Source organism: Streptomyces iranensis (genome assembly GCF_017874715.1).
Classification (GTDB): Bacteria; Actinomycetota; Actinomycetes; order Streptomycetales; family Streptomycetaceae; genus Streptomyces; species Streptomyces iranensis.
Genome location: NZ_JAGGLR010000015.1, coordinates 242,726 through 267,660 on the forward strand (window position 1 = coordinate 242,726; position 24,935 = coordinate 267,660).

19 protein-coding genes are annotated in these 24,935 nt (G+C 71.8%); 18 read left to right on the plus strand and 1 reads right to left on the minus strand.

Annotated features, from left to right (window positions below; translation table 11 throughout):
* The first annotated feature begins 29 nt into the window (after positions 1-29).
* The 4 genes from J2Z30_RS27270 (at position 30) to J2Z30_RS51055 (ending at position 6,029) form a co-directional block, all read left to right on the plus strand.
* Positions 30-1,526, plus strand: a complete 1,497-nt coding sequence (locus J2Z30_RS27270) for a hypothetical protein (protein WP_044573849.1) — start codon at positions 30-32, stop codon at positions 1,524-1,526.
* A gap of 347 nt (positions 1,527-1,873) precedes the next feature.
* Positions 1,874-3,046 carry an ADP-forming succinate--CoA ligase subunit beta gene (gene sucC / locus J2Z30_RS27275; RefSeq protein ID WP_044573852.1) on the plus strand — a complete coding sequence of 391 codons (1,173 nt, stop codon included), beginning with the start codon at positions 1,874-1,876 and terminating at the stop codon, positions 3,044-3,046.
* Positions 3,047-3,067: 21 nt separating this feature from the next.
* Complete coding sequence (sucD, locus tag J2Z30_RS27280) at positions 3,068-3,952, plus strand: succinate--CoA ligase subunit alpha (protein WP_044573854.1); 885 nt, start codon at positions 3,068-3,070, stop codon at positions 3,950-3,952.
* A 208-nt stretch (positions 3,953-4,160) separates the two neighbouring features.
* A complete protein-coding gene (locus tag J2Z30_RS51055; RefSeq protein WP_044573857.1) occupies positions 4,161-6,029 on the plus strand; it encodes a cell division protein PerM in 1,869 nt (622 codons plus the stop codon).
* 73 nt (positions 6,030-6,102) lie between these two features.
* Here J2Z30_RS51055 and J2Z30_RS27290 read toward each other — a convergent pair whose 3' ends face one another.
* The gene (locus J2Z30_RS27290) at positions 6,103-6,936 is read right to left on the minus strand and encodes a hypothetical protein (RefSeq protein WP_078956828.1); all 834 of its coding nucleotides are present in this window, start codon (positions 6,934-6,936) and stop codon (positions 6,103-6,105) included.
* A 400-nt stretch (positions 6,937-7,336) separates the two neighbouring features.
* Here J2Z30_RS27290 and purN point away from each other — a divergent pair, with 400 nt between their 5' ends.
* The 14 genes from purN (at position 7,337) to J2Z30_RS27360 (ending at position 24,935) form a co-directional block, all read left to right on the plus strand.
* Positions 7,337-7,993 carry a phosphoribosylglycinamide formyltransferase gene (gene purN / locus J2Z30_RS27295; RefSeq protein WP_044573861.1) on the plus strand — a complete coding sequence of 219 codons (657 nt, stop codon included), beginning with the start codon at positions 7,337-7,339 and terminating at the stop codon, positions 7,991-7,993.
* On the plus strand, positions 7,990-9,552 hold the full coding sequence (gene purH, locus J2Z30_RS27300) for a bifunctional phosphoribosylaminoimidazolecarboxamide formyltransferase/IMP cyclohydrolase (protein WP_044573864.1): 1,563 nt from the start codon (positions 7,990-7,992) through the stop codon (positions 9,550-9,552). The genes purN and purH overlap by 4 nt, the downstream gene beginning before the upstream one ends.
* 167 nt (positions 9,553-9,719) lie before the next feature.
* Positions 9,720-10,607 (plus strand): bifunctional methylenetetrahydrofolate dehydrogenase/methenyltetrahydrofolate cyclohydrolase, encoded by an 888-nt coding sequence (locus tag J2Z30_RS27305; protein WP_044573867.1) that lies wholly within the window; start codon positions 9,720-9,722, stop codon positions 10,605-10,607.
* Entirely contained in the window at positions 10,597-11,067 is a 471-nt protein-coding gene (locus tag J2Z30_RS27310; protein ID WP_245388481.1) for a DUF3017 domain-containing protein, read from the plus strand. The genes J2Z30_RS27305 and J2Z30_RS27310 overlap by 11 nt, the downstream gene beginning before the upstream one ends.
* A gap of 402 nt (positions 11,068-11,469) precedes the next feature.
* Entirely contained in the window at positions 11,470-12,585 is a 1,116-nt protein-coding gene (locus tag J2Z30_RS27315) for a helix-turn-helix domain-containing protein (RefSeq protein WP_044573869.1), read from the plus strand.
* 371 nt (positions 12,586-12,956) lie between these two features.
* The gene (locus J2Z30_RS27320) at positions 12,957-13,946 is read left to right on the plus strand and encodes a malate dehydrogenase (RefSeq protein ID WP_044573871.1); all 990 of its coding nucleotides are present in this window, start codon (positions 12,957-12,959) and stop codon (positions 13,944-13,946) included.
* Between the two features lie 408 nt (positions 13,947-14,354).
* Entirely contained in the window at positions 14,355-15,962 is a 1,608-nt protein-coding gene (locus J2Z30_RS27325; RefSeq protein ID WP_308280081.1) for an AbeC-like domain-containing protein, read from the plus strand.
* Positions 15,949-16,410 (plus strand): hypothetical protein, encoded by a 462-nt coding sequence (locus J2Z30_RS27330; protein ID WP_052702095.1) that lies wholly within the window; start codon positions 15,949-15,951, stop codon positions 16,408-16,410. Before J2Z30_RS27325 ends, J2Z30_RS27330 begins: the two co-directional genes overlap by 14 nt.
* Position 16,411: 1 nt before the next feature.
* Complete coding sequence (locus J2Z30_RS27335; RefSeq protein WP_245388482.1) at positions 16,412-17,206, plus strand: serine/threonine kinase C-terminal domain-containing protein; 795 nt, start codon at positions 16,412-16,414, stop codon at positions 17,204-17,206.
* Positions 17,207-17,338: 132 nt separating this feature from the next.
* Positions 17,339-18,157 (plus strand): serine/threonine kinase C-terminal domain-containing protein, encoded by an 819-nt coding sequence (locus tag J2Z30_RS27340; RefSeq protein WP_245388483.1) that lies wholly within the window; start codon positions 17,339-17,341, stop codon positions 18,155-18,157.
* 312 nt (positions 18,158-18,469) lie between these two features.
* Positions 18,470-19,972, plus strand: coding sequence for an aldehyde dehydrogenase family protein (locus J2Z30_RS27345; protein ID WP_044573875.1), 1,503 nt, complete (start codon positions 18,470-18,472; stop codon positions 19,970-19,972).
* A 208-nt stretch (positions 19,973-20,180) separates the two neighbouring features.
* A complete protein-coding gene (locus J2Z30_RS27350) occupies positions 20,181-21,767 on the plus strand; it encodes a GMC family oxidoreductase (protein WP_044573877.1) in 1,587 nt (528 codons plus the stop codon).
* Entirely contained in the window at positions 21,767-22,867 is a 1,101-nt protein-coding gene (locus tag J2Z30_RS27355) for a quaternary amine ABC transporter ATP-binding protein (protein ID WP_044573880.1), read from the plus strand. Before J2Z30_RS27350 ends, J2Z30_RS27355 begins: the two co-directional genes overlap by 1 nt.
* Positions 22,868-22,913: 46 nt before the next feature.
* A complete protein-coding gene (locus tag J2Z30_RS27360; protein WP_372453311.1) occupies positions 22,914-24,935 on the plus strand; it encodes an ABC transporter permease in 2,022 nt (673 codons plus the stop codon).

Consider the following 24,935-nt stretch of genomic DNA (forward strand, 5'->3'; position numbering starts at 1 on the left):
CTCTTGACTTTCGAAGGACTTCCTCCACCATGCGCAACAACCTTCGCCGCTCCATCCTCGTAGCCGCTGCCGCCACCGGTATCTGGGCCCTCGGCTCGGCCGCCGCCTCCGCCGCCGAGAACCCGGCCGTTCCCTCCACCGACGGTGTCACCAGCACCGTGGACGGCGTGACCAAGACGGTCGACGGTGTGACCGGCGGCGTGGCCGACACCTCCAAGGTGACCGACACCGCGAAGAAGACCGTGGACGGCGCCGCCTCCACCGTCGACGGCGTCACCGCCCCGGTGCGGGACCGCGTCCCCGGCGCCGAGAACCTGCCGCGGGTCTCGGATGTCACCAAGAACGTCGAGCACACCACCGACGGCCTGACCGGCGACGTCGCCGGCAAGCCGGACAAGGTCGTCAAGAAGGCCCACAAGGCCGTCAAGGGCGTCGAGAAGACCGTCAAGAAGACCACCGACCTCGACCTGCCCACCGGCGAGGTCCCCGGCGTCGTGCCCAGCCTGCCCGGTCTCGGCTCGCTGCCGACCCTGCCCGACACCTCCACGCTGCCCACCGGCTCGCTGCCGAACGTCGACGGCGTCACGGGCGGGCTGCCCACCGAGCTCCCCGCCACCCCGAAGCTGCCCACCGCCCCGGGCTCGGCCAATGACCTGCTCGCCTCCCTCTCCGGCGCCGGCATCCGCCCGGAGGAGCTGACTGGCAAGGTCCAGGGTGTCGTCGGCACCACCAGGCCGGTCGTCGACGGTGTGGCCTCGGACGTGCTGCCGCCCGCCGTGTACCGCCTCGTGGTCAAGGTCGTCCCGGTCGCCGAGCGGACCGTGGGTGACACCGGTGCGCTGGCCGACGACGCCGTGGCCCGCACCACCCCGTACGCGGACGTCGTGACCGGCAGCGCCGAGGGCTTCGCGCTGGGCACCGCCTCCAACGTGGTTCCGGCCGCCCAGGACACCGTCGACCGCCTGGTGCCGGTCGTGGTGAGCGTGCCGTCCACCGCCGTGCCGTTCGCGCAGGACGTGGCGGGCACCACCGTGCCGTTCGCCCACGGACTGGCCACCGGCGTGGTCGCGAACGCCCAGACCACCGTGGGGAACGCCAAGGACGGCGCGCTGAGCCTGCTCCCGGCGGTGCCCACCGACCTGACCGACGTCGCCAACATCCCGGCCCTCCCGGTGCTGCCGGCCGACCTGCCGCAGCTCCCGGCCGACCTGCCGACCGTCCCGGCCGACCTCCCGCAGGTCCCCGCCGAGCTCCCGCAGCTCCCGGCCGACCTGCCGCAGGTTCCGGCTGAGCTGCCCCAGCTCCCGGCCGACCTGCCGCAGCTCCCCGCGGACCTGCCGACCGTCCCGGCCGACCTGCCGCAGCTGCCCACCGACCTGCCGCAGCTCCCGACCGTCCCGGCCGACCTGCCCCAGCTGCCGGCCGACCTCCCGCAGGTTCCGGCGGACCTCCCGCAGGTTCCGGCGGACCTGCCCTCCGTGCCGGTCCAGCTGCCGACCGTTCCGGGCACGCTTCCGACCGTCTGATCGCTCCGGCGGGCGTCAGGCAGTCAGGCCGTGAAGGCCATGCAGGCTGCAAAACCGTAAAACCGTAAGGCAAGCGTCGTCGACCGGGCAGCCCTCGTTGGGGAGGGGGCTGCCCGGTTGTCGTACGGAGATAGATGGAAACGGTCGCGATCTGTGACCGTAATCACCGCTCCAGTGTGATCTGCGATTTAGGGCCGCACGGCCCACGGAGATAACCTGCGAGACGGACATGCCGCGTACCCGGCGAACGTGTGCCGCCCTCGTTAAAGATCGCGTCCTCACGCTGCCCCCGCGGCACGCCCGCGCAGATAACGACCGCGATATCCATGGAAAAGGGACGGACGCGCGTGGACCTGTTCGAATACCAGGCGAGGGACCTCTTCGCCAAGCACGGTGTACCGGTGCTGGCCGGTGAAGTCATCGACACGCCTGAGGCGGCGCGCGGGGTGGCCGAGCGCCTGGGCGGCCGCGCGGTCGTCAAGGCGCAGGTCAAGGTTGGCGGCCGCGGTAAGGCGGGCGGCGTCAAGCTGGCCTCCGACCCGGCCGACGCCGTGGAGAAGGCGACCCAGATCCTGGGCATGGACATCAAGGGCCACACGGTCCAGAAGGTGATGCTCGCCCAGACCGCGGACATCAAGGAGGAGTACTACGTCTCCTTCCTGCTGGACCGCACCAACCGCACCTTCCTCGCCATGGCCTCCGTCGAGGGCGGTGTGGAGATCGAGGCCGTCGCGGAGCAGAACCCCGAGGCGCTCGCCAAGATCCCGGTGGACGCCATCGAGGGCGTGACCCAGGAGAAGGCCGCCGAGATCGTCGCCGCCGCGAAGTTCCCGGCCGAGATCGCGGACCAGGTCGTCGCGGTCCTGCAGAAGCTGTGGACCGTCTTCATCAAGGAAGACGCCCTGCTCGTCGAGGTCAACCCGCTGGTCAAGACCGAAGACGGCAAGGTCATCGCGCTGGACGGCAAGGTCTCCCTGGACGAGAACGCCGCCTTCCGGCAGCCGGAGCACGAGGCGCTCGAGGACAAGGCCGCGGCCAACCCGCTCGAGGCGGCCGCCAAGGCCAAGGGCCTCAACTACGTCAAGCTCGACGGCGAGGTCGGCATCATCGGCAACGGCGCGGGGCTGGTCATGTCCACCCTCGACGTCGTCGCCTACGCGGGCGAGACCCACGGCAACGTCAAGCCCGCCAACTTCCTCGACATCGGTGGTGGCGCCTCCGCCGAGGTGATGGCCAACGGTCTCGAGATCATCCTCGGCGACCCGGACGTCAAGTCGGTCTTCGTCAACGTCTTCGGCGGCATCACCGCCTGTGACGCGGTCGCCAACGGCATCGTCCAGGCCCTGGAGCTGCTGAAGTCCAAGGGCGAGGACGTCAGCAAGCCGCTGGTCGTGCGCCTCGACGGCAACAACGCGGAGCTGGGTCGCAAGATCCTCACCGACGCCAACCACCCGCTTGTTCAGCAGGTGGACACCATGGACGGCGCGGCCGAGCGTGCCGCCGAGCTGGCTGCGAAGTAAGGGACGAGGTCACCAGAAACCATGGCTATCTTCCTCACCAAGGAAAGCAAGGTCATCGTCCAGGGGATGACCGGGTCCGAGGGGCAGAAGCACACCCGTCGGATGCTTGCCTCGGGCACCAACATCGTCGGCGGTGTGAACCCGCGCAAGGCCGGCACCACCGTGGACTTCGACGGCTCCGAGATCCCGGTCTTCGGCTCCGTCAAGGAGGCCATCGAGGCCACCGGCGCCGATGTCACGGTCATCTTCGTCCCGGAGAAGTTCACCAAGAGCGCGGTCATCGAGGCGATCGACGCCGAGATTCCGCTCGCCGTGGTGATCACCGAGGGCATCGCGGTCCACGACTCGGCGAACTTCTGGGCCTACGCGGGCAAGAAGGGCAACAAGACGCGCATCATCGGCCCGAACTGCCCGGGTCTGATCACGCCGGGTCAGTCCAACGCGGGCATCATCCCGGCCGACATCACCAAGCCCGGCCGGATCGGTCTGGTGTCGAAGTCCGGCACGCTGACCTACCAGATGATGTACGAGCTGCGGGACATCGGCTTCTCGTCCTGCGTGGGCATCGGCGGTGACCCGATCATCGGCACCACCCACATCGACGCCCTCGCCGCCTTCGAGGCCGACCCCGACACCGACCTGATCGTGATGATCGGCGAGATCGGCGGCGACGCCGAGGAGCGGGCCGCGGACTTCATCAAGGCCAACGTCACCAAGCCGGTCGTCGGCTATGTGGCGGGCTTCACCGCCCCCGAGGGCAAGACGATGGGCCACGCGGGTGCCATCGTCTCCGGTTCCTCCGGCACCGCCCAGGCCAAGAAGGAGGCCCTCGAGGCCGCGGGTGTGGAGGTCGGCAAGACCCCGTCCGAGACCGCGCGCCTGGCGCGCGCCGCGCTGGCCGGCTGACGCCGCCACGGCTCGATGCCGCGGGCCCGTACCACCCCATGGTGGTGCGGGCCCGCGGCGTTCCCGGGCGACGGATACCCGGGCGGAACACGGCAAGCCACCTATCCGTCCCGTCGCGTCATAAAAGACGCATAAGCAGACTAGCCGCGACACGGCGACCAAACCCTTGATGTAGGGATGAAACGGCTGTTATTGGCAGCATGGTCGTGTGACGCAAACGACCGATCGCAGCCCGTCGGTGTCCGCACGCGACCGCTCAGCGCCCCGGCGCTCCTCCGCCATCAGGGAGGCGTTCCTCGGCGGTGTGGTCGCCGCGGGGCTCGGCCTCGGCACGCTCGCCGTGGTCGTACTGCTGCTGTGGATCACTTCCTCGTCCCCCGAGAGCAGCCCCGACGGGGCCCTGCACGTCGCCGCCGACCTGTGGCTGCTCGGCCATGGCGCCGACCTCGTGCGCACCGAGACGCTCTCCGGCCACACCGCGCCCGTCGGGCTGACCCCGCTGCTGCTCAGCCTGGTGCCGTGCTGGCTGCTCTACCGGGCCGCTCAGCACGCCGTCTACCAGGCGGAGCCCGACGAGGGCGAGGGGCAGTGGGTGCCCGAGGAGTCCGTCGTCGATCCGCGCACCGCCTTCGCCTGGGTGACCGGCGGCTATCTGCTGGTGGGCACCGCCGCCGCGGTGTACGCCGCGACCGGGCCGCTGCGTGTCGATCCGCTCAGCGCGTTGCTGCATCTGCCGGTCGTCGCCGGGGCCATCGCCGCCGTCGGTGTGTGGACGGCCGACGGACGGTTCCCGCTCCGGCCGCCGGGGCGGGTGAGCGAGAGACTGCGGCGGCTCCCCGGAGCCGGATGGACCGTAAGGACGGCGGCGTCCCTGGCCGCGCGCAGCTGGTGCCGGCGCCGCCGGCTGACCGCCGCGCTACGGGCCGGGACCAGCGGTCTCGTCGTCCTTCTCGGCAGCGGTGCGCTCCTTACGGCGACGTCGATGCTGAGCCACGCGGGCGCCGTGCAGGTGACGTTCCTCAACCTCAGCGATGTGTGGTCGGGGCGGTTCGCGGTGCTCCTGGTGAGCCTGGCGCTGCTGCCGAACGCGATCGTCTGGGGCGCCGCGTACGGGGTCGGGGCGGGGTTCACGGTGGGCGGCGGCAGTGTGGTCGCGCCGCTGGGCATCACCTCCTACCCCCAGCTGCCGCACTTTCCCCTGGTCGCCGCGCTGCCCACGGACGGCTCCGGCGGTCCGCTGGTCTGGCTCACGGGGATCGCGGCCGGGGCGTCGGTGGCCTGGTTCATCGGGATCGCGGCGGTGCGGCGGCCCGGCAAGGGCGAGCCCAGGCCGCCCTGGGGCTGGGCCGAGACGCTCGTGCTCGCCGCGCTGGCGGCGGTCGGCTGCGCGGTCGCGATGGCACTGCTGGCCGGGGTCTCGGGCGGACCGCTGGGCATTGGCATCCTCGCCGACCTCGGCCCGAGCTGGTGGCGCACGGGCATGATCACGCTGGCCTGGACGGGAGTGATCGGGGTGCCGGGCGCGATGGTGCTGCGCTGGTACCGGCTGTGCGTCCCCACCAGGGCCTCCTGGCCGGAATGGAAGGCGGCGCGGGCGGAGCGCCGGACGGCGCGCGCGCAGGCCCGTACGGCGGCCAGGGAGACCCGTACGGAGGCCAAGGCCGCCCGTGCGGCACGGGCCGCGGCCGAGGCGGAGGCACGGGCGGCGGCGCTGCCCACGGTGTCGCCCATGGAGTCGGCCGAGGTGCGCGAGGCGATGGCCGAGCCGTGGTGGCAGTGGCTGCGCCCCGGGGCGTCGGGCGCCGACCGCAAGCGGAACCGTAAGGCGGGACCCGGTGCCGGTGCGGAGGCGGGACGGGAGACCGGACGCGAAACCGGTGTGGGCACGATGGCCGGGCTCGCGACTCCCGCGGGCACCCCGGACGCCACCGGGGCGGCCCGCCCGCGCCGCTGGGCGCTGAGCCGGAAGCGCGCGCCCGAGCCGCAGCCGCCCACCGAGTCCCAGCCCGCCCCGGACCCCCTGCTCGCGGAGCCCTCGCCGCCGTCCCCGCCGGACGACGCCCGCCGCGAACCGTAAGCGCGAACCGTAAGGCGGACGGCGAGCGGGCGGCGAGCGGGCGCGAGCTGTCCGCCGTGCGGGCTCGGCGCCGTCAGTCCTGCGTGCTCAGCAGGGGGCGGAGCTGCTCGGGGAGCAAGGTTTCGCAGTCGTGGCGCGAGGTCTGCGTAAGGGCGTCGTCCACGCAGGTGTAGTAGTCGCTGTAGACGACCTGGAAGCTGAACGTCGCCGCGACGATCGCGAGCGCGAGCCCGCCCGTCACCAGACCGCTGATCGCCGCCGTCGACTGCGGCTTCGCCGGGCCGCTGCCGGGCGCGGGCAGCGCCGCCCGTGCGGCGCCCGGAGGCGGGGGCGGGGCGTTCAGGGGCGCGGCCGCGGCCGGGGACGGCGCCGTACGGCGCGGCTTGGCCCGCAGCGAGCTGATGCCCCAGTACAGGGCCAGCACCCCGAGCAGCAGCGAGATCTGCGGCAGGCTGAAGAGCGCGAAGAAGAACGCCCACATGCCCGACAGCAGCGCGTACCGGGCGCGCCGCTGGGCCGGGTCGTTGGGGTCCCAGCGCGGGCCGCCGGGCCCGCTGGGGCCGGCGGGGCGGTTGGAGCCCGGGGCGCCGCCGAAGCCGCCGCTCTGGCGACCGGGCTGGCGGCTGCTCCACTGGCTGCCCCAGGCCGGGGGCTGCTGCGGCTGCTGACCACTCTGGTCGCCGTCCGGCTCGTCCTGGCCTTCCTGGGTCCCTGGGCGGCCCTCGCCGCTCTCGCCGCCGGAGCCGTCCGGCCGGTGGCGGGGCTGCCAGGGCCGGTCCGGCCTGCCCTCGGGCGGCGGGGCGAACGGATTGTCCTCGCGCTGGTCCCCGCTCGGCCCGCCGGGGGCGGGGGAGGACGAGGAGGACGACGACTGCTGCTCCCGGAGCAGCGGCGTCGTACGCGACATGCGGGCGCGCCTCATCGCCGCCCCCGGGCCTGGGCGGAGGGCGGAGTGAGGCGATGAGCCGCGCGGCGGCGTCGGTCCGGCATGTGGAGTGTGTCTTCCCCTTGTGTCGTCGTCCTGCACGCCGGGGCGGGTACGGCCTGGTGCCGTACGACGCGGGTACGGCCGGTGCCGTACGGCTCGGGGCGCGGGCACGGCGGTCGTTCCCACGGCGTCAGTGGCGTCAGTTGCATTCGCAGTCCAGACGCTACCTCCCGTGCCCGCCCCCGTCCCCTGGGGGCCGCTTCGTGTGCCGGTATCGTTGCTGACGGTCGGCGGCTTCGTAGAGTTCCCCGGAATTGACGAGTCCGCGACCTCGTACGACCACACAAACGGCAGATCGCCCGCGAGAAAGAGCCCCGCCGTGGCCTCCCCGCCTCCCCCCGCCAGTCCTGCGCGCCCCGGGCGCCCGGTCCGCCTCGTCGTCCTCGTCTCCGGCTCCGGTACGAATCTCCAGGCGCTGCTCGACGTCATCGCCGCCGAGGGCGTGGCCCGCTACGGCGCCGAGGTGGTGGCCGTGGGCGCCGACCGCGACGGCATCGAGGGCCTGGCGCGCGCCGAGCGCGCTGGGATCCCCACGTTCGTGTGCCGGGTCAAGGACCACGCCGACCGCGCCGAGTGGGACGCGGCCCTGGCGAAGGCCACCGCCGCCCACGAGCCGGACCTGGTCGTCTCGGCCGGGTTCATGAAGATCCTGGGCCGGGAGTTCCTGTCCCGGTTCGGCGGCCGCTGTGTCAACACCCATCCCGCACTGCTCCCCAGCTTTCCCGGCGCCCATGGCGTGCGCGACGCGCTCGCGCACGGTGTGAAGGTGACCGGATGCACCGTCCACTTCGTCGACAACGGCGTCGACACCGGCCCGATCATCGCGCAGGGCGTGGTCGAGGTCCGGGACGAGGACGACGAGTCCGCTCTCCATGAGCGGATCAAGGAAGTCGAGCGCTCGCTGCTCATCGAGGTCGTGGGGCGTCTGGCCCGTCACGGCTACCGCATAGAGGGACGAAAGGTAAGGATCCCGTGACCGCCGAAGGTACCAAGCGGCCCATCCGCCGCGCGCTGGTCAGCGTCTACGACAAGACGGGTCTCGAGGAGCTGGCCCGAGGGCTGCACGCGGCGGGCGTCCAGCTCGTCTCGACCGGCTCGACGGCCGCGAAGATCGCCGCCGCCGGGGTGCCGGTCACCAAGGTCGAGGAGCTGACCGGCTTCCCCGAGTGTCTCGACGGCCGCGTCAAGACGCTGCACCCGCGCGTCCACGCGGGCATCCTGGCCGACCAGCGGCTGGACTCCCACCGTGAGCAGCTGCGGGAGCTGGGCGTGGAGCCCTTCGAGCTGGTCGTGGTCAACCTCTATCCGTTCCGCGAGACGGTCGCCTCGGGCGCCGCGCCGGACGAGTGCGTCGAGCAGATCGACATCGGTGGCCCCTCCATGGTCCGGGCCGCCGCCAAGAATCACCCGTCCGTGGCAGTGGTCGTCAACCCCGAGCGGTACGGCGACGTCCTCAAGGCCGCCGCGGAGGGCGGTTTCGACCTGGAGCGGCGCAAGCGGCTGGCGGCCGAGGCGTTCCAGCACACCGCCGCCTACGACGTGGCGGTGGCCAACTGGTTCGCGGCCGACTCGGCGGCGGACGACTCCTCCTTGCCGGACTTCCTGGGCGCCACCATCACCCGTAAGAACGTGCTGCGCTACGGCGAGAACCCGCATCAGCCCGCCGCCCTCTACACCGATGGCAGCGGTAAGGGGCTCGCGGAGGCCGAGCAGCTGCACGGCAAGGAGATGTCGTTCAACAACTACACGGACACCGAGGCCGCCCGCCGGGCCGCGTACGACCACACCGAGCCCTGTGTCGCGATCATCAAGCACGCCAACCCGTGCGGGATCGCGGTCGGGGCGGATGTCTCCGAGGCGCACCGTAAGGCGCACGCCTGCGACCCGCTGTCGGCCTTCGGCGGGGTGATCGCCGTCAACCGCCCGGTGTCGGTCGCCCTGGCCGAGCAGGTCGCCGAGATCTTCACCGAGGTGATCGTCGCCCCGGCGTACGAGGACGGCGCGGTCGAGGCGCTCGCCCGTAAGAAGAACATCCGGGTGCTGCGCTGCGCGGAGCCGCCGGCGGACGCCACCGAGCAGCGTCCCATCGAGGGCGGGACGCTCGTCCAGGTCAAGGACCGCCTCCAGGCCGAGGGCGACGATCCGGCCAACTGGACCCTCGCCACGGGCGAGGCGCTGGACGCCGACGGCCTCGCCGAGCTGGCCTTCGCCTGGCGCTCCTGCCGCGCGGTGAAGTCCAACGCGATCCTGCTCGCCAAGGGCGGCGCCACCGTCGGCGTCGGCATGGGCCAGGTCAACCGCGTGGACTCGGCGAAGCTGGCCGTCGAGCGGGCCGGTGCCGAGCGGGCCGCCGGATCGTACGCCGCCTCCGACGCCTTCTTCCCGTTCCCGGACGGCTTCGAGGTACTGGCCGAGGCGGGCGTGAACGCCGTGGTGCAGCCGGGCGGCTCGGTCCGCGACGAGGCGGTGGTGGAGGCCGCCCGGAAGGCGGGTGTGACCATGTACCTCACGGGCACGCGCCACTTCTTCCACTGATCTTCCACTGAGCGAGTACCGAGTGACCAGCGAGCGAGCACCGGGCGCTCGCTGAGCGAGCACAGGAGGCCGCACCCCGACCGGATCACGGGGTGCGGCCTTCGCCGGTCCGGCCCCGGCCGGCCCCTGATTGGATCCGACGTCCCCGCATCCGGGAGGATGAAGTCATGACCGCCCAGATTCTCGATGGCAAGGCAACCGCAGCCGCGATCAAGTCCGATCTCGTCAGCCGAGTGGAGGCGCTGAAGGCCAAGGGCATCCATCCCGGCCTCGGGACCGTGCTGGTGGGCGAGGACCCCGGCAGCAAGTGGTACGTGGCGGGCAAGCACCGCGACTGCGCCGAGGTCGGCATCGCCTCCATCCGGCGCGACCTGCCCGAGACCGCCACCCAGGAGGAGATCGAGGCGGCGGTCCGGGAGCTCAACGAGGACCCGTCCTGCACGGGCTACATCGTCCAGCTGCCGCTCCCCAAGGGCATCGACACCAACCGGGTGCTGGAGCTGATCGACCCGGCCAAGGACGCCGACGGGCTGCACCCGATGAACCTCGGCCGCCTCGTGCTCAACGAGAGCGGCCCGCTGCCGTGCACGCCCCAGGGCGTCATCCAACTGCTGCGCCACCACGGTGTGGAGATCAACGGCGCGCATGTGGTGGTCGTCGGCCGCGGCATCACCGTCGGCCGGTCGATCGGGCTGCTGCTGACCCGCCGCTCGGAGAACGCGACGGTCACCCTCTGCCACACCGGCACCCGCGACCTGCCCGGGATCCTGCGCCAGGCCGACATCATCGTGGCGGCCGCCGGGGTGCGGCACCTGGTCAAGCCGGAGGACGTCAAGCCGGGCGCGGCGGTGCTCGACGTGGGCGTCAGCCGGGACGAGCACGGCAAGATCGCCGGCGATGTGCACCCCGGTGTGACCGAGGTCGCGGGCTGGGTCTCGCCGAACCCGGGCGGGGTCGGCCCGATGACCCGCGCCCAGCTGCTGGTCAACGTGGTGGAGGCCGCGGAGCGGGACGCGAAGGCGACCGCCGACGCCGGTGCCGGCCATGACGGCTGAGGCGAGCGAACCGGCGGCCGGGGAGCAGCGGCAGGAGCCGCCCGCGCCGCCCGCGGGGCCCGGCCGGTTCATCCGCAGGTCGCGCCGCTTTCCGCTGATCACCCGGGACACCGCGCGTCCGGAGGGCGGTGGCCGGGCCGCGCCCGGCGCCGCTCCGGCGCCCGCCCGGCAGTGGCCGCTGCTCACGGTGATGGGCGGGGTGGGGCTGGGGCTGCTGATCGTCGCCCTGGACGCGTTCCGTGCCGGTACGGTGCTGATCGGGCTGTCCCTCCTGGCGGGCGCCTTCTTCCGGTGGGCGCTGCCCGAGGTGGGGATGCTCGCGGTGCGGTCACGCTTCACCGACATGCTGACCTACGGGTTGCTGGGCGCGGCGATCGTGCTGCTGTCCCTGATGGCCCAGCCGGATCCGTGGGTGTCGATCCCGTTCCTTGACGACGTGGTGCATTTCACGGTGCGCTAGCCGACGACGTGAAACGGCGGCCCGTCCTCCCCCCGTGGAAGGACGGGCCGCCGTCGTTGTGGCCGGATCCGAATGGTCCGGCGGCGGTCCGCCCTCTCCCCCGAAGAAGGACGGACCGCCTGGTAATCAGGGTTGTGTGTGAGCTGTGCCGGATCAATGAGCGTCGAAACCCTGTGGCGCGGAAGTGACCGTTCCAACACGAGGTCTCGGCCGTGCAACGACGAGCCGGGCGTGAGAGAGCGCGTACCGGTGCACGAAATGCTCCGATGCGCCCCCGCTCGAAGAGCTGACATCCTGGGGCAAGGCATCCCTTTGGGTAGTCAGTTCGGGGCTCGGGGACGCCAACGGCGGCCGCAGCGCGGGAGATTGACACAGGTACGTGCGGGGGGACAGGGGGAGGCAATGCCTCGTTGGAGGGACTTACCGGAGGAACTTGATCCGCAGGTCCGGGAGTTCACCGGCCGGCTGCGCACGCTCGTCGAGCGCAGCGGGCTGAGCGTCGTCGCCGTCGCCGACCGCACCGGCTACAGCAAGAGTTCCTGGGAGCGCTACCTCAACGGGCGGCTGCTGCCCCCGCGGGGCGCGGTGGAGGCCCTGGCCGAGACCACCGGCGCCGACGTCCACCACCTCAGCACGCTGTGGGAGCTGGCGGAGCGGGCCTGGAGCCGCTCCGAGATGCGGCACGACGTCACGATGGAGGCCATCAGCGTCGCGCGGGCGCGGGCCGCCATCGAGCAGTTCGACCCGGCGGCGCAGGGGGCGGACGCCCGGAACAACGGCCGCTCCCCGGGGAAGGACCGGCCGAGGGCCGAACCGCCCGATCCGGAGCAGCCGTTGGTCGCGACGGCTCCGGAGTTCCCGGCTCGCGGGGCCCTGGCCGGGCGGGCACCGGACTCCGCCGAACCGCCGTCGCCCGCGTCGTCCCTTCCGTCGTCGTCCCTTCCGTCGTCGTCGCCACCGCCGTCGTCGGCGCCCCCGAGAGGGCGGAAGCGCGTCGCCGTGCTGTTCGCCGGGGGGCTCGTCGGCGCGCTTCTGCTCGTCGCCGGTGCCGTCCTTCTGCTCGACGCGGGTGGCGACGGCGAGAAGCGGGGGCAGAAGCCGACCACCGCACCGGCCACCAGCGCGCGTCAGCAGCTCCCGGAGGGCGTGAAATGCGCCGGGCACGACTGCGCCGGCCAGGATCCGCAGGCCATGGGGTGCGGCACCGCCGCGACGACGACGGCGGACGTCACCGTCGGCACCGCGTATGTCGAGGTCCGCTACAGCAAGACCTGCAGGGCGGCCTGGGCCCGGATCACCCGGGCCACCCCGGGCGACGCCATCCAGGTGGGCGACGCCATCCAGGTGAAGGCACCGGGTGCGGACGGCGGCGCGGCCCGCTCGCAGAGCGGCAGGGTCGGCGCCGACGGCGATGCCTACACCAAGATGATCTCGGTGGACTCCGCCGCGCGGGCCACCGCGTGCGCCACCCTCGGCGGCGGTACGCGCGCCTGCACGGCCCTTGGCGCCCGGGGCTGAGCGCGGGGGAGTGAGGGCCCGTCCGGGAGGCTGTCCGGAGTCCGTTCGGGAGCTTGTCCGGCCGGTTCGGGAGCTCGTCCGGAGTCCGTCCGGAGCAATTCGTAAATCCGGGGGGAATGAGCCGGGGGAATCGGGGCAGGCGCTGCTCGAGCCCCCCCACGGGTGCGGCACTGGGCGGCCGCCTGCACTCCCCCTCCTGGCAGGCGGCCGCCAAAGTGCGCGGTGGTCCCATGTGCGCGGTGGTCCGGAACGCACGGTGAGCGGTTACACAATGGCCCGAGAGAACGTGGGTCAGGTGCCGTCGGATAGCCTGACGCAAGTATCTCGACACCAAGAGATCTTGGACTGACAACACAGCGCAGGAGACCGCCATGACCCGCACTCCCGTCACCGTCACCGTCACCGGCGCGGCCGGCCAGATCGGCTACGCGCTGCTCTTCCGCATCGCCTCCGGTCAGCTCCTCGGCGCGGACGTGCCGGTCAAACTGCGTCTCTTGGAGATCCCGCAGGGGCTGAAGGCCGCCGAGGGCACCGCGATGGAGCTCGACGACTGTGCCTTCCCGCTGCTCCAGGGCATCGACATCTCCGATGACCCGAACGTGGGCTTCGACGGTGCGAACGTCGCGCTGCTGGTCGGCGCCCGCCCGCGCACCAAGGGCATGGAGCGCGGCGATCTGCTGGAGGCCAACGGCGGCATCTTCAAGCCGCAGGGCAAGGCCATCAACGACCACGCCGCGGACGACATCAAGATCCTTGTCGTGGGCAACCCGGCCAACACCAACGCGCTCATCGCGCAGGCCGCCGCGCCGGACGTACCGGCCGAGCGCTTCACCGCGATGACCCGGCTGGACCACAACCGCGCGCTGTCGCAGCTGGCGAAGAAGACCGGCGCCCCGGTCAGCGAGATCAAGAAGCTGACGATCTGGGGCAACCACTCCGCCACCCAGTACCCGGACGTCTTCCACGCCGAGGTCGCGGGCAAGAACGCCGCCGAGGTCGTCAGCGACGAGCAGTGGCTGGCCGACACCTTCATCCCGACCGTCGCCAAGCGCGGTGCCGCGATCATCGAGGCGCGCGGCGCCTCCTCGGCCGCCTCCGCCGCCAACGCCGCCATCGACCACGTCCACACCTGGGTCAACGGCACCGACGCCGACGACTGGACCTCCGCCGGTGTGGTCTCCGACGGTTCGTACGGGGTGCCGGAGGGCCTGATCTCCTCCTTCCCGGTCACCGCCAAGAACGGGAAGTTCGAGATCGTCCAGGGCCTGGACATCAACGAGTTCTCGCGGGGCCGCATCGACGCGTCGGTGAAGGAGCTCGAGGACGAGCGCGAGGCCGTGCGGAGCCTCGGCTTGATCTGACGCTCCTCAGCCGCCCCGACGCGGTCGTTTCCGAAGGGTCACATTCCGGTATTCACTCCGGAGTGTGACCCTTCGGCCATGCACTGTAATCGCGGGCCATCTTCCCCTACCGTGGAGGCAGTTGCTACGGCCTCGGGGGGAAACATGGCCAATACGCGCAGTGATCATTTTTCAGGCGATGCTGATCCTTCTGACGGTGCTCAGTCTTCTGGCGGTGCTCGCTCTTCTGGCGGTGCCCAGTCTTCTGTAGGGGACCATTCCGCTCGTCTGCCGCGGTCGCGGTCGGAGCCGTCACCCGCCGTCCCTTCTCCTCGTACCGCGGCTGACGCGTCTCCCTACGCCACCAGCGAGGCCACCCGGCTGTTATGCGCGGGCGCCTATCTGGACGACGACTTCCGGGACGCGGTCGTGGACGAGCTGTATGTCCACGAGGAGCGCGCCGTGGCGCCCTCGCTGGGCATCGACGCGGTCCGGGTGCTCGCGCACGCGCTGCGCGCGCGCCGTCTGGAAGCGTGCTGGACCGCGCTGCTGGTGTCCTTATGGGTGCTGGACTTCCTGCTGGCCCAGGGCTTCTTCTATCTCTTCCTGCTCTCCTGCGCGTTGCTACTGCTGGCCGCCTGGGCCAGGGGTGGCGCCATGGGCGCCTTCCGCGCTGACTATCCCGGAGCCGACGGGGTCACCGTCACCCGGCGGCGGGCGGCGGCGGTGCTGCGGGTGCTCGGCTGTCTGACCCTGCTGTCCTATGTGGTCTCCGCCCTGACGCAGGCGCTCACGGACGGGCAGTCCGATTCGGGCTGGCTGCAGGACTTCGCACCGGGCCTGGCCACGGGGTCGGACACCACCGCCGCCTGGTTCGCGCTGGTGATCCCGGCCGCGATGGCCGCCGCGGTCGCACTGCACCGTGAGCATGTGGCCCGGGTGCTGGCCACCGATCTGGAGCCGGAGACCTTTGCCGACCCCGCCGCGGACCCCGCGGAGCGGTTCGAGGGCGGGCGGTTCCAGCGGGTGCGGGCCCTGATCCGCCGTGAGCAGCACTCACCGGTGATCCTCTACCACGATCGGCACCCCTTCCTCGGCGCGGGCACCGCGCATGACACCTGGACCCTCGCCGTGGAGCTGCGGCCGCGCGAGGGCGGCGATCCGGTGCCGCTGGACAACCGCGTGATCCTGGAGCGGATCCGGCCGCTGGTCGAGAAGTTGCGCACCCCGTCCGCCCAGGGCACCGCCTCCGCCCAGGGCACCGCTCGTGCCGCCGCCGAGAGTCGCGATCGGCTGCGTGGCCTGGAGCTCGACGAATGTGTCTTCCTCAAGGTCACCGGATTACGGAGCCGCTCCTTCGTGCCGTACGGAGAGGCGGACTTCGCGCGGGAGCGGGCGGAGGCCGTCGAGGAGGGCGGCGAGATCCGTCGGCACTTTCTGCGCATCCGCGTCGGCGCATGGCGGGAAGAAGTCGTCACCACGGTCTTCGTGCGGGTGCATACGCAGGGCGGCATGCTGATGCTGGAGTTCGCCCCGCATGTGCTGCGCCCGATCCGTCCGGACTTCCGGGCGGTCGACCGGCTCTCCGACTCCCACCGCCGCGGCGGGCTGCCGGGCAAGGTGATCTGGGCGCTGGGGCGGATGCCCACGGCGGCGGGCCGGGCGGTCATCCACGCCTTCCGCTCGGCCGCCTTCGTCTGGCGGATGTACGCGGGGGGTTACGAGGCGGCCATCCCCGACGGGCCCTGGGCCTCGGTGCGCGAGCTGGGCAGCGACGTCGGCGCATCGCTCTTCCAGGAGATGGATGTCAGCCGCTATCTGAAGAGCGTCGAGGACCGGGTGGCCAACGGCGTGCGAAGGGCGCTCGACGAAGCCGGCTGGGAGACCGGTGAGTTCGAGCAGAAGGTCATCAATGTGAGCGGCGGCGGAGTCTTCATCGAGTCCGCGGAGCACAGCGCCTTCGGCTTCGGTGACCACAACACCATCAGCAACACCACCGGAAGCAATGGAGCGGGAGGCGGCCATGGCGATGGCTGACACGGAGGACGGTAGCGACATGGGCGGCGGCGCGGACCGCGCGGCGGGCGCGAGCGGTGGCGGCACGACCCCGGCGGCGGGCGGCGGCAGCAAGTTCGGAAACATCCGGTTCGGCAAGGTGCAGGACAGCGCCATCGGCTTCGGCGACCACAACCACATTGTGAACGGACGTCAGGCGGAGGCCCCCTGTGACCCCGCCTATCAGGAGCTGCTGGAGGCCGTTCGGCAGCTTGCCGAGGATCTGCGGCGGGTGGTCCCGAGCCCGGAGGTCGGCGCGCTCTCCGACGAGCTGGACCGGACCGAGGACGAGATCCAGCGCACCGGCCGGGCGGGGGCCGGCCGACTGGCCCGGATCCGGGTGATGTTGCAGGACGCGAGCGCCAGTGTCGGCATGCTCGCCTCGGGCGTCGCCGTCGGACAGGCGGTCGGCGCGCTGTTGGGCGGGTGAGATGACCACCCCGGGCGGCGAGGGGGGCCGCCAATGGGACGAGGAGGCCCAACGCTGGGTGGGAGCGGGCGCGGAGCCGCCGGCCCCGGGCCGAAGACCACCCAATCCGCATCTGGGCACGGTGCTGTTGGCGGTGCTCGCCGTGGTGCTGGTCGGCGGGATCGGGTTCGGCGCCTGGAAGCTGGCGTCGGGCGGCGGGGACGACAAGCCCAGGGCGGACGGCGGTTCGCCCTCGGCCTCGTCCTGGTCGCCGTCGGCCGAGCAGCCTTCGGCATCGTCGTCGGGGCCGTACGCGGAGCCGACCTCGGCGCCGCCGTCGGTGTCCGAGGACAGCACCCAGGGGCCGCCGGCGGACTATGTGCGCACCACCGACCCGGAGGGATTCCGGCTGGATGTGCCCACGGGCTGGCAGCGGGTCAAGCGTGACACCGGGGTGTTCTACGAGTCGTCCGACGGGGGCAGTCTGATCCAGGTCTTCGCGCTGACCGAGCCCGACATCACTCCGTACGAGGCGCTGCGCCAGGCGGAGGCGGGGCTCAAGAAGAACCCCGGCTACAAGCGGTATGAGCTCAAGCGGCTCGGGCCCGGCGATGACGCGGACGCGGAGCTGGAGTACGGCTACCGCAGCGCCAAGTACGGTCCGCGCCGGATACTCGACCGAGCCTTCACCGGCCCGGACCGGGTGCAGTACGCGGTGCTGGTCGCGGGCCCGGCCGACGACTGGCCGCAGCAGCGGGAGCGGCAGGGCATCGTGCTGGCGTCTTTCTGCCCCACGGCCTACTGCCCGGCCACCTGACCGGCGGCCGGGCGACGGATAAGTATCGGTGCGGTGACAGGGGGTGGGGCGGCCCCCGAACCGGGTACATCGATGTGAGTCGACACGGCTTATCCGCATATGGGAGCAGAGATCCACCATCGGGGGGCATAGATGAGCATGCACAACGGGGGAGCGCCGGGGCAGGACTCCAGGCGGGCGCTACGGGCGCTGGCAGTGACGATCTTCCTGGTCGCGGGAATCGCGTTCTCCGGATGGGTGGCCTTCGGAGGCGATGGCACCTCCCGGAATCAGGCGGGTCCGCTGCCCTGGGACCGCGAGAGCCCCACGGCCACGCCGAGCGGGGACGCCTCCCAGCCGAGCGATCTCTACCCCTCGCCCGGCCCCGAGACCAGTGGGCCGACCGATCTCCCGACCGATCTCCCCACGGACCGTCCGACCGGGGCGCCCTCCGGGTCCCCGTCCGCGACGCCGTTCGGTACCCCGTCCTCACCCTCCCTGACGGGTGCCGCCCCGCCCGCGGGCTACAGCACCCAGGCCGATCCGGCCGGATACCACCTCGCGGTCCCGGACGGATGGCGACGGACGACGCAGGGCCCCAGCGTCTACTACACCTCGCCCGACGACAGCACCGTGATCCAGATCTTTGAGCTGCACGGCCCCGAGTCGACGCCGTACGAGTCCGCCCAGGAGGCCGAGCGGATCGCCTCCACCCACCGCGACTACGAGCAGATCGCCCTCACCCGGCTGGGCTCGGCCGCCATGGACCCGGTCCAGCTGGAGTACACATACGAATCCAAGAGCGACGGCCACCGCCGGATACTCGACCGCCGCTTCGCCGCCCCCGGCGGCACCATGTACGCGGTGCTGGTGATCGGCCCCTCCGGGGCCGGGGACCGGGTGGAGGAGCGGGAGGTCCACCAGGCGGCGGTGGACACCTTCTGCCCGACCGCCTACTGCACCGCGTCGTGACCGCACCCCGTTCTGATCACATCGCGTCGTAGCCGCAGCTCGTTCTGATCACGCCGCGTCGTAACCGCACCGCCTTCTGATCACACCTCCGCCTCTCGACCGCACCCTCTTGTGACCGAACCACTTCTTGACCGCACGGCCTCTTGACATACAGGCCGATCATGAGCCGTGGGGCCGGTTCCGCCTTCGGATCACGTGAGCCGCCCCACTTTCTCTTGCGAATCGCGCATAGGTTCCCGCCTTCCGGTTAGGGGTCCAAGTTGCTGGCTTGGACCAGTGGCACAGCACGCGGAACCGGAAGGCAGAAATCACGTGGCGGCAGCCGAGACCATTCATGTGGACGGGGTGTGGCAGGCAGCCGCATCCGGGGCGCAGCGGGAGGTCCTCGACCCCGCGGACGCCAAGACCCTCGCCGTCGTCGCGGAGGGTGGTGTCGAGGACACCGACGCGGCGATCGCGGCCGCGCGTCGAGCCTTCGACCAGGGTCCCTGGCCCGGGACGCCGGTGGCCGAGCGGGCGGCTCTGCTGCGCCGCGTCGCCGACCTGCTCCAGCGTGACCGCGAGACGATCGCGCTCATCGAGAGCCGTGACACCGGCAAGACCCTGGAGGAGGGCCGGGTCGACGTCGATGACGTGACCAACGCCTTCCGCTACTTCGCCGATCTGGTCGCGGGCGAGTCGGCCGGGCGCGTGGTCGACGCGGGCACCCCCGAGGTGCACAGCGTCGTGGTCCATGAGCCGGTCGGCGTCTGCGCGATGATCACCCCCTGGAACTATCCGCTGCTCCAGGCCAGCTGGAAGGTCGCCCCGGCGCTGGCCGCCGGGAACACCTTTGTGATCAAGCCCAGCGAGGTGACCCCGCTGTCCACCGTCCATCTGGTGAAGCTGCTGGCCGAGGCCGGGTTGCCGACCGGGGTGGCCAATGTGGTCACCGGTGCGGGCGACCCGGTGGGTGCCCGGCTGTCCGAGCACCCCGATGTGGACCTGGTCTCCTTCACCGGTGGCCTGGTCAGCGGCACCAAGGTCGCGCAGGCCGCCGCGCCGACGGTCAAGAAGGTCGCGCTGGAGCTCGGCGGCAAGAACCCCAATGTGGTCTTCGCCGACGCCTGTGCCACCGCCGATGGCTTTGACACCGCCGTCGACCAGGCCCTGAACGCCGCCTTCATCCACAGCGGCCAGGTCTGCTCGGCCGGTGCCCGGCTGATCATCGAGGAGTCGGTGCGCGAGCGGTTCGTGGCCGAGCTCGCCCGCCGGGCGGAGAAGATCAAGCTGGGCCGCGGCACCGAGGACGGCGTCGAGTGCGGTCCGCTGGTCTCGGCCCAGCAGCTGGACAAGACCGAGGCGTTCGTGGCCTCCGCCCTCGAGGAGGGCGCGCTGCTGCGTTGCGGTGGGAAGCAGCCGGAGTCCAACGAGGTCCGCCCGGCCACCGGCTACTTCTACCTCCCGACCGTGCTCGACCAGTGCCACCGCGAGATGCGGGTGGTGCGGGAGGAGACGTTTGGGCCGATTCTGACGGTCGAGTCCTTCCAAACCGAGGACGAGGCAGTCACACTCGCCAATGACACGGAGTACGGACTGGCCGGCGCCGTCTGGTCCGCCGACACCGCTCGGGCGCGGCGCGTCGCCGCCCGGCTGCGGCACGGCACCGTGTGGATCAACGACTACCACCCCTACCTTCCGCAGGCCGAATGGGGCGGTTTCGGCAAGTCCGGGGTCGGGCGTGAGCTCGGTCCCGCGGGCCTTGACGAATACCGCGAGACCAAGCACGTCTACGAGAACCTGCGGCCGAGCCCGGTGCGCTGGTTCGCCGGCTGACACCCCGCCGTCGGCCCCGCCCGGGGCACGGCCGGGCCCGGACTGGTCCCCCGGGCCCGGACCCGGCCGCGCCCGATCGCGGCGACCGGCGGCGAGAAGCCGTAGGCACTTGAGGCACCCAGCAACACCCCCACCCCCAGGGGCGGCAGCAGCCCCCGGCCCGCACCGGCGCGAGCCGTTTGGGTAAGACCGCGAGGAGTAACCCCACATGTCCGTACCTGTCGCATACGACTACGTCGTGATCGGCGGCGGCACCGCAGGATCGGTGATCGCTTCCCGGCTCACCGAGGACCCGGACATCCGTGTCGCCGTCATCGAGGGCGGACCGTCGGATGTCGACCGGCCCGATGTGCTCACCCTGCGCCGCTGGCTCGGCCTGCTCGGCGGCGACTTGGACTACGACTACCCCACCACCGAGCAGCCACGCGGAAATTCGCATATCCGGCACAGCCGGGCGCGGGTGCTCGGAGGGTGCTCCTCGCACAACACCCTGATCTCCTTCAAGCCGCTGCCCGGTGACTGGGACGAGTGGGCCGAGGCCGGCGCCGAGGGCTGGGACGCGGAGTCCATGGACCCGTACTTCCGGCGGCTGCGCAACAACATCGTCCCGGTGGACGAGAAGGACCGGAACGCGATCGCGCGGGACTTCGTCGACGCCGCCCAGGCCGCCGCCGGGGTACCGCGGGTCGAGGGGTTCAACAAGAAGCCGTTCCACGAGGGCGTCGGCTTCTTCGACCTCGCCTATCACCCGGAGAACAACAAGCGTTCCTCGGCGTCGGTCGCCTATCTGCACCCGTTCCTGGACCGGCCCAACCTCCATCTGATGCTGGAGACCTGGGCGTACAAGCTGGAGCTGGACGACACCGGCCGGGTCACCGGCGTGCACGTCCGCACCAAGGACGGCGAGGAGATCCTGGTCCGGGCCGAGACCGAGGTTCTGGTCTGCGCGGGTGCCGTGGACACCCCGCGGCTGCTGATGCACTCCGGTATCGGGTCCAAGACCGATCTGGAGGCGCTGGGCATTCCCGCCGTCCACGATCTGCCGGGCGTCGGCGAGAATCTGCTCGACCACCCCGAGTCGGTCATCGTGTGGGAGACGGACGGCCCGATTCCGGACAACTCCGCGATGGACTCCGACGCCGGGCTGTTCATCCGGCGGGACCCCGAATCCCGGGGCCCGGACCTGATGTTCCACTTCTACCAGATCCCGTTCACCGACAATCCGGAGCGGCTGGGCTACGAAAGGCCCGAGCACGGTGTGTCGATGACCCCCAACATCCCCAAGCCGCGCAGCCGCGGCCGGCTCTACCTCACCAGCGCCGACCCGTCCGTCAAGCCCGCCCTCGACTTCCGGTACTTCACGGACGAGGAGGACTACGACGGCCGCACGCTGGTCGACGGCATCCGTGTCGCGCGTGAGATCGCCAAGACCGAACCGCTGGCGAGCTGGCTCAAGCGCGAGGTGTGCCCGGGGCCGGAGATCACCTCGGACGAGGAGATCAGCGAGTACGCCCGCAAGGTCGCGCATACCGTGTACCACCCGGCGGGCACCTGTCGTATGGGTGCCACGTCGGACGAACTCGCCGTGGTCGGCCCCGATCTGCGGATCCGGGGCCTGAGCGGCGTCCGTATCGCCGACGCGTCCGTCTTCCCGACGATGCCGGCCGTGAACCCGATGATCGGAGTCCTGATGGTGGGCGAGAAGTGCGCTGAGCTGCTGTTCGAGGAGCGCGATCGGGACCGGCACCGGCCCGATGACCGAGCCGCCATGCTGGCGCCGGGAGGTGAGGCGTGATGGCTACGACCGTGGTCCCCGAGACGCCCGACACCCCCAAGACCCCCGAGAGTGGCGAGCGCACCCCGGTGTTCTCGGTCCGCGACCTGTGGAAGGTCTTCGGCCCCAAGGCCGACCGGATCCCCGGCTCCGCCGAGGCCGAGCTGTCCGCCGCTGAGCTGCGTGCCCGTACCGGCTGCACCGCCGCGGTCCGTGAGGTCTCCTTCGACGTCCAGCCGGGCGAGGTGTTCGTGGTCATGGGGCTCTCCGGCTCCGGCAAGTCCACCCTCGTCCGCTGCCTCACCCGGCTGATAGAGCCCACCTCCGGCACTCTGAAGATCGACGGCGAGGACGTCCTGGCCATGGACAAGGCCCGGCTGCGCGATCTGCGCCGGCACCGCGCCGCCATGGTCTTCCAGCACTTCGGGCTGTTGCCGCACCGCTCCGTCCTCGACAACGTCGCCTACGGGCTGGAGATCCAGGGCGTGGGCAAGGCCGAGCGCCGGGCCAAGGCCGCCGAGGTGGTGGAGAAGGTCGGCCTCACCGGCCTCGAGCGCCGCCGCCCCGGCCAGCTCTCCGGCGGTCAGCAGCAGCGAGTGGGCCTGGCAAGGGCGCTCGCCGTCGACCCCGAGGTGCTGCTCTTCGACGAGCCGTTCAGCGCGCTCGACCCGCTGATCCGCCGCGATATGCAGGAGGAGGTCATCCGGCTGCACCACGAGGAGGGCCGGACGATGGTCTTCATCACCCATGACCTCAGCGAGGCGCTCCGCCTCGGTGACCGCATCATGCTGATGCGCGACGGCGGGATCGTGCAGCTGGGCACCCCGGAGGAGATCGTCGGCTCCCCGGCGGACGACTACGTACGGGACTTCGTCCGCGACGTGCCGCGCGAGCAGGTGCTGACCGTGCGCCGCGCGATGCGCCCCGCGAAGCCCGACGAGCAGGACGGTGGGCCCGCGCTGGCCCCGAGCACCACGGTCGCCGACGCGATCGAGGCCGTGGCCCGCACCGGCGGCCCCGCGCGCGTCGTGGACGGTGGCCGCTGCGTGGGCGTCGTCGACCACGCCTGTCTGCTGAGCGTCGTCGCGGGCCTGGACGGCAAGGAGGTGGCCGCGGCATGAGCCCCACCTCGACCCTCTCTCCGCCAGGCCGCACCGGGGGGCGCGTGTGAGTGCCACCGCTACCCGCCCCTCCACCGATCCCGCCACCGAACCGGCGGCCACCGGCACGGCGCCGGACGGGACGCGCCCGTCCCTGCTGAGCGCCGTCGTGCACAGCCATGCCGCGCGCAAGCTGGCGGTGCTCGTGGTGATCGCCGCCGTGCTCGTGCCCCTCGCGCACGCAAAGTGGGCCGGCGGCAGCTGGCCGGACGCGCTGACCGTCGATGTCTCCGAGCCGCTCGGCAAGGCCAGCGACTGGATCATCGACAACCGCGACAGCCACTGGATCTTCCTCTACTTCTTCGGCCACATCAGCAACGCGGTCATCATCTGCGTGCGCGCCGTCTACGTCGTCCTGCTCACCCTCGGCTGGGCCGGGGTGACCGCCGCCTCGACCCTGGTGGCCTGGCGGGTCGCCGGGGTGCGGGTCGCGGTGACGACCTTGGTGTCCTTCGCCGTGTGCGGGCTGCTGGGCATGTGGGTGCCGACGATGCAGACGCTCGCGCTGATGGCCGTCGCCGTCACCGCGTCCGTCGTCATCGGCGGGCTGCTGGGTCTGGCCGGCGGGCTCTCGGAGCGGGCGTTCCGGGCGCTGCGCCCGATTCTCGACACCATGCAGGTGCTGCCCGCGTTCGCCTATCTGCTGCCCGTCGTGCTGGTCTTCGGCATCGGCGTACCGGGTGCGGTGCTGGCCACCGTGATCTACGCGGCGCCCCCGATGGCCCGGCTCACCGCCCTCGGCCTGCGTGGCGCGGACGCCGGGGTGCTGGAGGCGGTGGCCTCGCTCGGCGCCACCTGGCGGCAGCGGCTGCTGTCGGCCCGGCTGCCGCTGGCCCGCAAGGAACTGCTGCTGGGCGTCAACCAGGCGATCATGATGGCGCTGTCCATGGCCGTCATCGCCTCGGTGATCGGCGGCGGCGGTCTCGGTGACCGCGTCTACCAGGCGCTGTCCAGCGTGGACGTCGGCAAGGCGCTGGCCGCCGGCCTCCCGATCGTGCTGCTCGCCGTCGTGATGGACCGCACCACCGCGTCGGCGGGCGAGCGCCTCGGCGAGCCCCCGGCCGAGGGCGGGCCCCGGCTGCTGCGCGGCTGGCCCGCCTGGGCGGGCGTCGGGGTGATCACCGTGGTGGTGACCCTCGTCGGACGGCTGGCCGGGTCCCAGACCTGGCCGACCGGCTGGACCGTCCCCATCGAGGAGCCGGTCAACCAGTTCAAGGACTGGATGGTCGACCACCTCTACACGGGTGTGCCGGTCGTCGGCGGCACCGCCGATTGGGCCTCGGACTACGTCAAGTGGATCCTGGACCCGCTGCGCGAGGGGCTGCAGGGCCTCCCGTGGTACGCGGTGCTGCTGATCGTCGCGACGCTGGCCTGGCTGATCGGCACCTGGGCCACCGCCCTGACCGCCACCGCCGCCATGGCCGCGGTCGGTGTGCTCGGGGTGTGGGAGCCGTCCATGGACACCCTCTCCCAGGTGCTGGCGGCCGTCTTCGTCACGCTGGTGCTCGGCTTCGCGATCGGCATCGCGGCCGCGCGGTCCACCCGGCTGGAGCGGCTGCTGCGGCCGGTGCTGGACGTGTGCCAGACCATGCCGCAGTTCGTGTATCTGATCCCGGTGGTCGCGCTGTTCGGCGTCGGCCGCGCCCCGGCGGCGGCCGCGGCCATCGTCTACGCGCTGCCCGCCGTCATCCGCATCACCACCCAGGGGCTGCGGAACGTGGATCCGGCGGCGCTGGAGTCGGCGCGTTCGCTCGGCGCCACCCAGGGGCAGCAACTGCGCCAGGTCCAGCTCCCGCTGGCCCGCCCGGCGCTGCTGCTGGCCGTCAACCAGGGCGTGGTGCTGGTGCTCGCCGTGGTGATCATCGGCGGTCTGGTGGGCTCGGGCGCGCTCGGCTACGACGTGGTGTTCGGCCTGGCCCAGGGCGATCTGGCCACCGGTCTGGTCGCCGGCGCGGCCATCGTCTGCCTGGGTCTGATGCTGGACCGGGTCACCCAGCCGACGTCGCGCCGCGACAGGAAGGGGGCCTGA

Coding starts and splice junctions, on each gene's coding strand:
- J2Z30_RS27305 (WP_044573867.1), top strand. CDS start 9,720: ATGACCGCCCAGATTCTCGATGGCAAGGCAACCGCAGCCGCGATCAAG.
- sucD (WP_044573854.1), top strand. CDS start 3,068: ATGGCTATCTTCCTCACCAAGGAAAGCAAGGTCATCGTCCAGGGGATG.
- J2Z30_RS27290 (WP_078956828.1), bottom strand. CDS start 6,936: ATGTCGCGTACGACGCCGCTGCTCCGGGAGCAGCAGTCGTCGTCCTCC.
- J2Z30_RS27350 (WP_044573877.1), top strand. CDS start 20,181: ATGTCCGTACCTGTCGCATACGACTACGTCGTGATCGGCGGCGGCACC.
- J2Z30_RS27320 (WP_044573871.1), top strand. CDS start 12,957: ATGACCCGCACTCCCGTCACCGTCACCGTCACCGGCGCGGCCGGCCAG.
- J2Z30_RS27340 (WP_245388483.1), top strand. CDS start 17,339: ATGAGCATGCACAACGGGGGAGCGCCGGGGCAGGACTCCAGGCGGGCG.
- J2Z30_RS27270 (WP_044573849.1), top strand. CDS start 30: ATGCGCAACAACCTTCGCCGCTCCATCCTCGTAGCCGCTGCCGCCACC.
- J2Z30_RS27355 (WP_044573880.1), top strand. CDS start 21,767: ATGGCTACGACCGTGGTCCCCGAGACGCCCGACACCCCCAAGACCCCC.
- J2Z30_RS27330 (WP_052702095.1), top strand. CDS start 15,949: ATGGCGATGGCTGACACGGAGGACGGTAGCGACATGGGCGGCGGCGCG.
- J2Z30_RS27335 (WP_245388482.1), top strand. CDS start 16,412: ATGACCACCCCGGGCGGCGAGGGGGGCCGCCAATGGGACGAGGAGGCC.
- J2Z30_RS27315 (WP_044573869.1), top strand. CDS start 11,470: ATGCCTCGTTGGAGGGACTTACCGGAGGAACTTGATCCGCAGGTCCGG.
- J2Z30_RS27310 (WP_245388481.1), top strand. CDS start 10,597: ATGACGGCTGAGGCGAGCGAACCGGCGGCCGGGGAGCAGCGGCAGGAG.